Origin of the sequence: Streptomyces sp. NRRL F-525 (assembly GCF_000716605.1) — a bacterium.
Classification (GTDB): Bacteria; Actinomycetota; Actinomycetes; order Streptomycetales; family Streptomycetaceae; genus Streptomyces.
The window spans coordinates 97,259-108,704 of the sequence record NZ_JNXE01000008.1 but is presented as its reverse complement, the minus strand read 5'-3'; the positions used below and the strand labels follow the sequence as shown (position 1 = coordinate 108,704).

Genomic DNA, 11,446 nt, shown 5'->3' with positions numbered 1-11,446 from the left:
TTTCGACACCCTCTCGTCCCACCTGCTCGTTTCCGGCGCGGTGAATCACGTCCGGGGCAGGTGCCTTCATGTCCAGTGCAGGTGCAGCACGGCCACGTCGTCCGCCAGGCCGCCCTGCGCCTCCGCCAACCCCTCGGCGCGGGCGATGAGTTCGTCGACGAACGGCTCCGGCGCCAGTCCGGCCCGTTCCCGTGCGAGCCGGAGCAGTCCGTCCTCCCCCAGGCGCTCCGAGCCGCGCCCGACATGCCCCTCGAAGAGGCCGTCGGTGAACAGCACCACGGCCGCGTCCGTCGGTACGGCGAGTTCCTCGACGGGCCAGTCGGCGTGGCCGGGGACCACGCCCAGGGCCGGGCCGCCGGGCACCTCGACCCACTCCACGCGGCCGCCGTCCCGCATCAGCAACCCGTGGTGTCCGGCCCGCACCACGCGGGCCGTGCGGGCGCCGGGTGCGACCACCAGGCTGACGAGGGTGGCGAAGACCTCGCTCCGGGCGCGCTCGGCGACCAGGAGTTCCTCCAGGCGGGCCACCTGTTCGGCGCCCGTGACACCGCTGAGGACCAGCGTGCGCCAGGCGATGCGCAGCGCGACACCGAGGGCGGCCTCGTCGGGCCCGTGCCCGGAGACGTCACCGACCACCGCGTGGACCGTGCCGTCGACGCTCTGCACGATGTCGTAGAAGTCGCCGCCGAGCAGCGCCTGGGCGCGTCCGGGGCGGTAGCGGGCCACCGCTTCGACGCCCTCGCCGCGCAGCAGGGGGCGGGGCAGCAGTCCTCGTTCCAGGCGGGCGTTCTCCTGGGCCTGCATGCGGCTGGCCTGGAGTGCCACGGCCGCGCGCTCGGCCTGCTTGCGCTGGATCGCGTAGCGCACGGCCCGGCCGAAGAGGCCCGGCTCGACCCGGCCCTTGACCAGGTAGTCCTGTGCGCCGGCGGCGACGGCGGCCAGTCCGGTCTCCTCCTCGGCGAGGCCGGTGAGAACCACGACAGCGGCCCGCTCGGCGCCCGCGCGTACCCGGGAGAGCGCCTCGAGTCCCTGGGCGTCCGGCAGGTGCAGGTCCAGCAGGACGCAGTCCGGTACGTCGTCCGCGAGCACCTCGGCGGCCTCGGCCATCGACCGCACCCACTGCAGACGTATCTTCAGCGCGCTGTCGGCGACCAGTTCCTCCACCAGCAGCGCGTCACCGGCGTCGTCCTCGACCAGCAGGACGGCGGGCTGCCAGGCCACCCAGGTCTCCGGGCCGACCCCGTCGGCGCCCACCGACAGCAGGTCGTCGGCCCGCGGCTGTGGCACCACCATGGCCCTGCCCTCCCCACCGAACCGTCTCGCGTGACCATAGTTGCCGTCAGACAACAGTCGAGAGCATACCGGTACGCCGGGACGTCCCGTACGCACGCGCCCCGACCGTAGGCGGAGCGGCCCAACAGGCCCTGTGTTCCGCGTAGTTGAGGGTACGACGGTCACCTGGGAGCCGGCGAGGAACCCCCTTCCTCACCGGTCTGTGACCACACGGACACAGCGGGCGGACGACACCCCTCCGCCCGTCCGCGATTCCGTGCGACGCGTCGCCCAGTGGGCCGGTTGTTGTTTGAACCGGCCTCAGCCCGGTAGTCCGAAGAGGGCGGCAAGCTGCCCAATCGCTCCCGGGAGGGTTCGGCAGTGAGCCCGCCACCGGCCGCCCCAGGAGCGACATCGCGGGGCGGCCGGCCTCCCCTACCCGGCGCGGCTAGGCGGCGTCGGCCAGTACGCGTTCGCGCACCGTGGCGCAGGAGTGGGTGATCAGTCGGGAGACGTGCATCTGGGAGACGCCGAGGTGCTCCGCTATGCGGCTCTGGGTCATGCCGCGGAAGAAACGGAGGTAGAGGATGGTGCGTTCGCGTTCGGGGAGTGTCCGCAGGGCGGGCTTGACCGCCTCGCGGTCGACGACCAGGTCGAAACCGGCGTCCCACTCCCCCAGCAGGCCAACGAGCGTCATTCCCGCGTCCTCGCCCGGCGTCTCGGCGTCCAGCGAGAGCGCGGTGAAGCTGTCCAGCGCCTCCAGACCGGCCTGTACGTCCTCCTCGCTCAGCTGCGCGTACTCGGCGATCTCGGCGACGCTCGGGCGCCGGTCCGGCCCCGTCGCCGACAGGTCCCGCAGGGCGACGCGCACCCTGTTGCGGAGTTCCTGGACGCGCCGGGGCACGTGCAGGGCCCACATGTGGTCGCGGAAGTGGCGCTTGATCTCGCCGGTGACCGTCGGGACGGCGTAGCTCTCGAAGGCGTGGCCGCGGTCGGGGTCGTAGCCGTCGACGGCCTTGACGAGGCCGAGGGCCGCGACCTGGCGCAGGTCCTCGTAGGGCTCGCCCTTTCCCCGGTAGCGGCCGGCGATGCGTTCGGACATGGGGAGCCAGACGCGGACGAGTTCGTCGCGCAGGGTGTCCCGTTCGGGTCCGGCGGGCAGGTGCGAGAGGCGGGCGAAGGCGGCGGCGGTGCGGGGGGCGTCGTCGTGCGGATGGCGCTTCCGGGTGGTGACTGTGTCCATGGTGGTGCTCACAACTCCCTCAAGGGGTTGTCGAAGGACGGTCCCCATGGGAGCGGGCACGCACCGACCAGGCGGAACACACCCGCGATCCGGCATACACCGGGTCCCACGGACGTGCCTCCTGTCCGAAGCACTCACCCTGCGCCTTCCCCCGCGCCGCACCCTGAAACACATGTGCGAAGGCAATGACTCCTGGCCGCCAAATCGTGACGAAAGGTGACCAATCAGCCGGTCGAGCGAATCATGGAACGCGGAAGCGACCGGCCGAGCGCTCCTGCAAGGCCTGCCGCGTTCCGGGCGTTCGACCCGCACCGAGGAGTGGAACGACCCGGCGCTCGCGGGCGGCCCCGTGACGCCGACCGGCCCGAGCGACGCGTGAGCGATCTGCAGACGCACCACCCCCGCCCCAACCCGGCGTCTCACTCGGCGAGTTCGGAGTCCCGCCCGTCGGCCGGTGCCGTGGTCGAATGCTCGCGCCGGTCGTCGTGCTGGGCGAGGGTGGACAGCAGCGCCTCGACGGTCATCCCGGCCTCGGCCGGATGCCGCAGGATGGTGCCCGGCTGGATGCGGTAGGCATTGGTCCGCCCCTCGCGCGTGTGGGTGAGATAGCCGTCCTGCTCCAGATCGGAAATGATCTTCTGTACGGCTCTCTCGGTGAGCCTGCACCGCACGGCGATGTCACGGATTCGGGTACGGCGGTCCTCGGCGATCGCGGCCAGCACTCGGGCATGGCTGGTGAGGAACGTCCATCCTGTGTGCGTCTCGGATACTCCGTCCATGCCCCCAGCATAGGGCCAGGCATTCACGTATCCCGAGACACGAAACAAATTTCGTGTATATCTTGACGCGCTAAATGCGGCGAGCAAGACTTGACCGCGCAGAAAACAGGGCGGATGCCTCGGGAGCGGCTGCCATGCAAGAACAGGAACGTAGCGCTCCTCTCAGGAGCGGGGTGCGGACGATATGCGCGGTGTCCCCCGTGCCCACGGTGGATCACCCGTCCTCCGCGGCGGATTCCCCGTCGGGGTCCGCCTCCCTGAAGATCGTGACGGAGTCGGCCGGTGACCGGACGGTCGTCGTGGTCTCCGGGGAGATCGACATCGACTCGGAACAAGCGGTGCGGCGCGCCCTGCGGCTGGCACTCGCCCGGTCGCCCGGAGGGCTGGACCTCGACCTGGCCGGAGTCGGTTTCTGCGACTGCGCCGGACTCAACGTCCTGCTGTCCGTGCGCGCGATCGCCCTGGCGGACGGCAAGACACTCCGCGTCCGGGCCGCCGGCGCCGGGGTCGAGCGGCTCTTCGCACTCACCGGCACATCGTCCCTGTTCGGTCACGCGCCAGGGCCCGCGGCCACCGACGGGGTGGTGGCCGGCTCCTCGCACGGACATTCCCCCACGACGCACGACCTGATGGAGGAGAACGGCGTGTCCGACGAGGCCGAGGAGTTGCGCGTCGAAGTCGTGCAGCTCAAGCGCGCGATGCTGACCCGGCCGGTCATCGATCTGGCCCGCGGAGTCCTGATGGCCTCCTTCGGTCTCAGCCGCGAGGACGCCTGGAGCGTCCTGGTCGACGTCTCCCAGCGCACGAACACCAAGCTCCATCAACTGGCCGAGGAACTCGTCGACTCGGTCAACGGAGCGCCGCTGCCCGAGCAGCTGCAGCAGCGGATCTCGACGGCGGTCGCCGAGATCTCACGCCCGGCATAGGCCGCCGGGGCGCGGACATCGGCTACCCGCCTGCGGGTCTCGGCTTCGGCACCGGTGCGATCCGCAGGGCGACCGCTCCCGCCGCCTCGGTGTCGTCGCTGCGCCGTGCCATCTCCGTCCACCAGGCGCCGCCGTCCTCTATGTAGCGCAGCAGCACTCCTTCGCGGATGCCCCAGGGGCAGACGGTGACGGTCTTGATGCCGGTGAGCTTCATGACCGTGTGCCCGACCACGGCTCCGGCCAGGCTCTGCGCGGCCCGCGGTGCCGAGACACCGGGGAGCAGGGCCCGGTCGGCGGCGGCGAGGACGGCCAGCCGGTCGAGGCCCACGCGCAGGTCCGCCCGCGCCAACCGCCGTTCCACAAAGGGACCTTGACGTCCGGGAGCGGCGCCGCAGAGCCGGGCCAGCTGTTGAAAGGTGCGGGACGTGACGACGGTGGTGCGGGGCCCTTCCCAGCGGATCCGGGCGGCCACGTCCCGCAGTTGGTGCCGTACCTCGCGACGCAGCGCCTTCACCGCGCGCTCGGGCGGCGGGTCCTGGCCGTAGAGGAAGTCCCGGGTCAGCCGGCCCGCGCCGAGCGGCAGGGACGCGACGAAGTCGGGCAACCGGCCCCGCCCGAAGGCGACTTCGAAGGAACCGCCGCCGATGTCGAAGAGGGCGAGCGGTCCGGCGCGCCAGCCCATCCAGCGGCGGGCGCCGAGGAAGGTCAGCTCGCCCTCGACCTCGCCCGGCAGCGTGCACAGTCGTACGCCGGTCTCGGTGCGGACCGCGCGGAGCACGTCGAGCCGGTTCGGCGCACCGCGAACCACCGCCGTGGCGAAGGCGAGTGGGCCTGCCGCTCCCCAACTGCGGGCGGTCTCGGCGGCGGCCGCCACCGCCTGCACGAGGTGGCGAACGGAGTCCTCGGGGATCTCCCCGTACGGCTGCCCGACGCGCTCGGAGAGCCGTAGTTTCCACTTGGCGGTGTGCACGGGCAGCGGTACGCCGTCCTCCAGGTCCGCCACCACAAGCCGGACCGTGTTCGAACCCACGTCCACCACACTCATTCGCATGAACCGGTGAGTACCCCGCGAAAGTGCCGTCAGTCGTCCTGGTTGATCTTCGTTTCGAGGCGTTGGTCACTCAGCCGCGCAGGTCGTCCAGTCGCCGTCCGGCCGGGGCGAGGGAGCGCCCCCGACTCACCAGTCCCGCCCAGGGGTTGGTGCGGGCCTGGTCCACGGCGTCGGTGATGGTCCAGCGGCGGGCGTCGAGGTCTGGGTCGTCGAGCTGGTCCCAGCTGACGGGGACGGCGACCGGGGCCCCGGGTTTCGCGCGGACCGCGTAGGGGGCGACGGCGGTCTGTGCGTAGCCGTTGCGCTGGACGTCGAGGTAGAGGCGGTCACCGCGGTCCTTCTTGCGCGCGGCGGTGGTGAGTCGGCCGGGGTGCGCCTCGGCGAGGTGGTCGGCGACGTCCTTGGCGAACGCGCGTACCGCGTCGAAGTCCTGCCGTCCGTCTAGGGGCACGACCAGGTGCAGGCCGCGCGAGCCAGTGGTCATCGGCGCGGACGGCAGCCGTAGCTCGTCGAGCAACTCCCGCAGGAGCAGGGCTGCTTGGCGTACGACGGCGAAGTCGTCCCCGTCGCCTCCGTCCGCCGGGTCGAGGTCGAAGACCAGGCGGTCCGGGCGGTGGAGTGCGCCGACCCGGGACAGCCAGCGGTGCGGGGTGAGGCAGGCCTGGTCGGCGAGGTACACGAGCGTGGCAGTGTTGTCGCAGACGAGGTGCGTGACCGTGCCGCCCTCCTTGGACACCTCGACGCGTTTGATCCAGTCCGGGTAGTGCGCCGGGACGTTCTTCTGCATGAACCGGGAGCCGTCGATGCCGTCCGGGTGGCGTTCCAGCATCAGCGGGCGTCCGCGCAGGTGCGGCAGCATGAAGGGGGCGACGGCCCGGTAGTACGCGACGAGATCGCCCTTCGTGTACTCCTTGCCGTTCCCGTCGGCGGGGAACAGCACCTTGTCGGGCCGGTGGAGGGCGAGGTTATGGCGGCCCGCCCGCACGGTCCGGACGCCGGCCGTGCTCCGGGTGCCGGCCATCAGGAACCGCCGGACCCCTCGTTCCAGCGCGGGCGCTCCTGGTTCTCACTGCGCCGGCTTCCGGAGCGGTTGAGGTCGTGCGGCAGGATCCGCTCGCCGTCGGGGGTGCGCGGCATCTCGTCCGGCTCCCGCTGTTCCCGGATCTCCCCGACGGCACCGGATTCCGGCAGCCGGGGCTGCTCGTCCGGCCGCGGCGGCGCCGATTCCCGCTGCCGCACGTTGATGCCCAGCCGGACGGCCCACACCAGCAGCGCGACGATGACGAGACCACCGGCGAAGGCCACCACCAGGCCCATGGCGGCACCGGATGCGGCGAGGTCCACGTGTTCGTTCTCGGCGATCATCATGTCGGCCGGGTACCCCCGCGCGAAGGGGCCAAGCACGGTGGCCGGCCGGAGCGCCCGGCCCCGGTGTCACATCCGCGGGCCGGCCGGTGTCTTCATGGCGAACCGCCGATCAGGCACACGTACACCACATACAAGGAGGACACCGTGACACTTCGCGTTCCGAAGGCCGAGCTTCCCGCCGAGCTCCGCGAGAACATGATCAAGCAGCTCGGGGCCGTGCCCGAGCCCGTCGAGGTGCTGTGGAACCAGCCTCGGCTCGCCGAGTCCAACCAGCGGTTCTCCGCCGAGGTGGGCACGTGGGACGCGGCCGACGCGGGGCTCAAGACATTCGCGCACATGGCCGTCGCGGCCCAGGTCGGCTGCGGCTGGTGCCTCGACGTCAACTACTTCCTCGCGCTGAACCAGAACCTGGACCTGGCCAAGGCGAGCCAGGTGCCGCGCTGGCGGCAGTCGGAGGTGTTCACACCGCTGGAGCGTGACGTGCTCGCGTACGCGGAGGCCATGACGAACACTCCGCCGACCGTCACCGACGAGTTGTCGAAGAGCCTGCTCGACCGGCTCGGCCCGGCCGCGCTCGTCGAACTCACCGTGTACATCGGCTTCGCCAACATGGCGGCCCGGTGCAACACCGCGCACGGAATCACCTCGCAGGGCTACTCGGACGCGTGCGACATCCCGCTGGCCCCGCGCACGGGTAACGCCGGCGACCACGACGTAGCGTCGACGGCATGACCCAGGACCCCTTCGTCGCGCACCGCGGCCTTCTGTTCACCGTCGCCTACGAGATGCTCGGGTCGGCGGCCGACGCGGAGGACGTGCTGCAGGAGTCCTGGCTGCGGTGGGCCGACGTCGACCGGTCACAGGTGCGGGACCCGCGGTCGTACCTGATCCGGCTCGTCACCCGGCAGGCGCTCAACCGGCTGCGCACGGTGTCCCGCCGCCGTGAGGAGTACGTCGGCGAGTGGCTGCCGGAACCCCTGCTGACCAGTCCCGATGTCGCCGAGGACGTCGAGCTCGCGGAGAGCGTCTCGATCGCGATGCTGACCGTGCTGGAGACGCTCGGGCCCACCGAGCGGGCGGTGTTCGTGCTGCGCGAGGTCTTCGAGCTGCCGTACGGCGAGATCGCCGAGGTTCTCGGGAAGTCCGCGGCGGCGGTGCGGCAGGTCGCGCGGCGGGCGCGGGAGCATGTGGCGGCCCGGCGGCCGCGGGTGCGGGTGAGCCGGTCGGAGCAACAGGCCGTCGTGGAACGGTTCCTGAGCGCCCTGCGGACCGGGCAGTTGCAGGAGCTGATGGAGGTGATGGCGCCGGACGTGGTGCTGGTGACCGACGGTGGCGGGGTGGTCCCCGCCGCGCTCGCCCCGATCCACGGCGTCGAAGTGGTGGCGCCGATCCTCGCCCGCGCGCATGAGTTGGTGGCCGCGTTCGACACCACGCCCGTATGGCTCAACGGTGAACCGGCGGGCCGGATCGAGTTCGACGGCGAACCGTCCGCGATCAGTGTCGTGGTGGAGGACGGCCGGGTCACCCGGATCTACGTGGTGCGCAATCCGCGGAAGCTGACGCAGCTGGACGAGCCGACCGAACTCGTCAGGTGAGTCCGCCGCCGCTCCGAACTTACCTCTGCACAGGGTGAGTTGAGGCTCCTGGGCACTACGATCGACGCGACTGTACGCATCCTGTGCGAAGCCGGTGACAGCCGCGGCCGACGGGGAACCGTCCCGTGCCCGAGCGCATCGGTAGTGGCATGGGGTCGGCCGCGCGGCAGGCCGTAGAGGGGGCGACGTCGTGGCGTATGCCAGAGCACTGCGTGTCGGCGGGGTGGCTGCGGTCTGCGGGGGCCTGCTGCTGGGGTGCACGGGCGTTGACGGAGGTTCCGCGTCACCGCCGACGACGTCACCCGGGACGGCCCGGAGCAGTACGGCCGACTTACCGCCCACGGCGTCGGCCACCCCCGCGACGGATCCGAGCAGGGAGCCGAAGACCGCGGCGCGGGCTCGGGCGCTGGTCCAACGGGTCATCTCGGGACCGGAGTTGTTCGGGACCGGGGTGGTGCGGGCGACGCCGTACGAGAGTGACCCCACGCAGTGGGCGGTGCTGGGTGACGACTGCCTGTGGCGGCTGCGCCCGTTGCCCGACGACGCGCTGGCCACGCTGACCCGGCACTTCGAGGTACCCGCGTCCGGCGCGAAGGGGGCCGTGCGACTGTCGGCCACGGTCACCGTGCACCGCACGGCGTTGGACGCGTCGTGGGAACAGGCCAGGATGCTGGAGGAGGACCTCGACTGCACGGAGCAGACCCAGCGGCCGGGTGAACGCCTCACGGGACTGCAGTCGTTGTCGTTCGCGCGGGGCGAGGGCGGCAACACCAGCGGCGACGATCTGCTGCTGGAGACGGGACAGTGCGTCAGCGACACGCACGGCGGCCCGTACCCCTACTGGTGGCAACAGGCCGTGCTGGGTTCGGTGGTGAGCGGTACGTCCGTGTGCGGCGGGCGCGGCCGCAGCGAGCAGGAGCTCAACTCCCTTGTGGCGGAGGTGCTTCCGAGGATGCTGCTGCGGGTGCAGCAGGAGATCGGCCGCTCCGGCGGGTCGGCGTCCGGTGAGCCGAGTGCGTCCGCGTCCGGCACGAAGGGCGGGTCGTGATGGAGCGGCTGCTTCCCTCCGATCCGTCGCGGCTCGGCGGATACCGGCTGTTGGGGCGTCTGGGTGCGGGCGGCATGGGGGTGGTCTACCTCGCGCGCGGTGAAGCCGGTGACCTCGCCGCGGTGAAGGTGATCCAGCCCGAGTTCGCCCAACAGGCGGAATTCCGGGCGCGGTTCCGGCGTGAGGCGGACTCCGCGCGCGGGGTGGACAGCCCGTGGGTGGTGCCGGTGCTGGGCGCCGACACGGAGGGCCCGGCCCCGTGGCTGGCGACCGCGTTCGTGCCGGGGCCGTCGCTGGCCGAGGCGGTGGCGGAGTGCGGGCCGCTGCCGACGCGGGTGGTGCGGGTGCTGGGCAAGGTGCTGGCGCGGGCGCTGGAGGCCGTGCATCAGGCGGAGTTGGTGCACCGGGACGTCAAGCCGGGCAACGTGCTGCTCGCGCTGGACGGGCCTCGGCTGATCGACTTCGGCATCGCCCGGCCCACGGCGGCCGGGGAGACGGAGCTGACCTCGGACAGCATGGTCGTGGGCACGCCCGGTTTCCTCTCCCCGGAGCAGGCACGGGCGTTGCCGGTGGGCCCGGCGAGCGATGTGTTCTCGCTGGGCTGCGTGCTGGCGTACACGGCCACCGGGCGGCTGCCGTTCGGGAACGGCGCGGCGGACGCGCTGCTGTACCGGACCGTGCACGACGCGCCGGATCTGGACGGCGTCGAGGACGTCGAACTGCGGAACCTGCTGGAGCGCTGCCTCGCCAAGGAGCCCGAGCGACGTCCCCAACTCACCGAATTGGACACAGAGTTGGTGGAGGACGCGCCGGCCGGTTCGATCGGCTGGCTGCCGGACCCGGTGGTCCGGATGGTCGCCGACCGGTCGGCGGAGATGCTGGCGCTGCCCGGTATCGAGCCGACCGAGATCTCCGGCGAGCCGGAACCCAAACGGCCGGGCCGCCGCCGGGTTTTGGCTTTCGCGGCAGGCGGCACGGCACTGCTCGCGGCCGGTGGCGGCGCGGCGCTGTGGGCGGCCCTGCGGGACAACGACGGGAAGACACCGGCGAGTTCGGCCGCCCAACGCGCCTGGACCATCGGTGTCCAGGCCGATCTGAGCGGCCCGCTGAAGGCGGCGGGGACAGCGCAGGAGCGAGCTGCGCGACTGGCCGTGGAGCAGTTCAACGCGCGCGAGGACAAGCCGTTCCCGCTCACCCTGCGGGTGCTGGACGACCGGGGCGAACCGGCCCGGGCCCAGGCCGTGGCCCGCCAACTGACCGGCGATCGCGACGTGTTCGCCGTGCTCGGCCCCACCGGTTACGCCTCGGCGCAGAGTGCCGTGGAGGTGTACGAGAGTGCCGGGCTGCCCCTGGTGACGGTGTCCGAACTCTCGGTCTCCGCCGTCCAGTCGGCCCTGCTCGCGAAGCCGCGAAGATACTTCCGGGCCGCTCCGCTGGCCGCGTACTCCGCGTTCGCCACCGTCACCGCGCTGACCGCGCAGGGGTCTCGCCGTCCGGGGCTCCTGGTCGATCGCGCGGGCGGGATCACCGGCATGGAGTCCGTCAACGTCGTCCACAGCGCGACCGGCGCGGGCGGTGTGGCCCTGTACGCCCGGGTCGTCCCCGCGCTCGCGCCCGACGTGTCGACCGTCGTCGCCGACATGCTCGCCCACGGCGTCGACAGCTTCTACTACACCGGCACCGCCGAACGCGCCGCCCCGCTCGCCCGCGCCCTGGCCGCACGGGACTTCACCGGCCCGCGCTTCCTGGACACTCCGTCGGCCACACCCGCGTTCATCTCGGCGGCGGGCCGGGCGAGCGAGGGCTGGCAGGTCCTGGCTCCGTACATCGACCCGGGCGCGGCGGCCGTACGACCGTTCGCCACCGCGTACCGCAAGCGGTTCGGCGGTGCGCCGGGCGACTGGGCGGCGGAGGCGTACGACGTCACACGCCTCCTGGCCGACCGGCTCTCCGCCCTCGCCGGGAGGGCCAAGAAGCGTCCCAGCCGCACCCAGGTCGCCGACGCGCTCGCCAAGGCCCGGTTCAAGGGGCTGGTCACCACGTACGCGTTCGACGCCGACCATCAGCTCATCACCCGGCAGGTGCAGCACTACCAGGTCAAGGACGGACGCTTCGTCTACGCCGGCCCGGTGGGACTGTCCGCCTCCTGACACACGGCACGGGA

At 72.0% G+C, this 11,446-nt stretch carries 11 protein-coding genes; 5 read left to right on the top strand and 6 right to left on the bottom strand.

Features of this window, described 5'->3' with window-relative positions:
- Positions 1-66: 66 nt before the first annotated feature.
- The 3 genes from OO69_RS14350 to OO69_RS14340 form a co-directional block, all read right to left on the bottom strand.
- Entirely contained in the window at positions 67-1,293 is a 1,227-nt protein-coding gene (locus OO69_RS14350) for a PP2C family protein-serine/threonine phosphatase (protein WP_033280979.1), read from the bottom strand.
- 427 nt (positions 1,294-1,720) lie between these two features.
- Positions 1,721-2,515, bottom strand: a complete 795-nt coding sequence (locus OO69_RS14345; protein ID WP_033281131.1) for a SigB/SigF/SigG family RNA polymerase sigma factor — start codon at positions 2,513-2,515, stop codon at positions 1,721-1,723.
- Positions 2,516-2,934: 419 nt separating this feature from the next.
- Positions 2,935-3,294: a helix-turn-helix transcriptional regulator gene (locus tag OO69_RS14340; RefSeq protein ID WP_033280978.1), complete on the bottom strand. Its 360-nt coding sequence runs from the start codon at positions 3,292-3,294 to the stop codon at positions 2,935-2,937.
- A 191-nt stretch (positions 3,295-3,485) separates the two neighbouring features.
- Here OO69_RS14340 and OO69_RS14335 point away from each other — a divergent pair, with 191 nt between their 5' ends.
- A complete protein-coding gene (locus OO69_RS14335) occupies positions 3,486-4,220 on the top strand; it encodes an ANTAR domain-containing protein (RefSeq protein WP_234444436.1) in 735 nt (244 codons plus the stop codon).
- 22 nt (positions 4,221-4,242) lie between these two features.
- On the opposite strand, the gene OO69_RS14330 is transcribed toward OO69_RS14335, so the two are convergent.
- The 3 genes from OO69_RS14330 to OO69_RS14320 form a co-directional block, all read right to left on the bottom strand.
- Positions 4,243-5,271, bottom strand: a complete 1,029-nt coding sequence (locus OO69_RS14330) for a hypothetical protein (RefSeq protein WP_033280977.1) — start codon at positions 5,269-5,271, stop codon at positions 4,243-4,245.
- Between the two features lie 70 nt (positions 5,272-5,341).
- Complete coding sequence (gene ligD / locus OO69_RS14325; RefSeq protein WP_033280976.1) at positions 5,342-6,292, bottom strand: non-homologous end-joining DNA ligase; 951 nt, start codon at positions 6,290-6,292, stop codon at positions 5,342-5,344.
- Positions 6,292-6,639 carry a DUF6479 family protein gene (locus OO69_RS14320; protein ID WP_033280975.1) on the bottom strand — a complete coding sequence of 116 codons (348 nt, stop codon included), beginning with the start codon at positions 6,637-6,639 and terminating at the stop codon, positions 6,292-6,294. The genes ligD and OO69_RS14320 overlap by 1 nt, the downstream gene beginning before the upstream one ends.
- A gap of 144 nt (positions 6,640-6,783) precedes the next feature.
- Here OO69_RS14320 and OO69_RS14315 point away from each other — a divergent pair, with 144 nt between their 5' ends.
- From OO69_RS14315 to OO69_RS14300, 4 genes are all read left to right on the top strand, one after another.
- Positions 6,784-7,371: a carboxymuconolactone decarboxylase family protein gene (locus OO69_RS14315; protein WP_033280974.1), complete on the top strand. Its 588-nt coding sequence runs from the start codon at positions 6,784-6,786 to the stop codon at positions 7,369-7,371.
- Complete coding sequence (locus OO69_RS14310) at positions 7,368-8,234, top strand: RNA polymerase sigma-70 factor (RefSeq protein ID WP_033280973.1); 867 nt, start codon at positions 7,368-7,370, stop codon at positions 8,232-8,234. Before OO69_RS14315 ends, OO69_RS14310 begins: the two co-directional genes overlap by 4 nt.
- Positions 8,235-8,424: 190 nt before the next feature.
- Positions 8,425-9,282, top strand: coding sequence for a hypothetical protein (locus tag OO69_RS14305; RefSeq protein WP_158713389.1), 858 nt, complete (start codon positions 8,425-8,427; stop codon positions 9,280-9,282).
- Positions 9,282-11,432 (top strand): bifunctional serine/threonine-protein kinase/ABC transporter substrate-binding protein, encoded by a 2,151-nt coding sequence (locus OO69_RS14300; RefSeq protein WP_033280972.1) that lies wholly within the window; start codon positions 9,282-9,284, stop codon positions 11,430-11,432. The genes OO69_RS14305 and OO69_RS14300 overlap by 1 nt, the downstream gene beginning before the upstream one ends.
- Positions 11,433-11,446 lie beyond the last annotated feature (14 nt).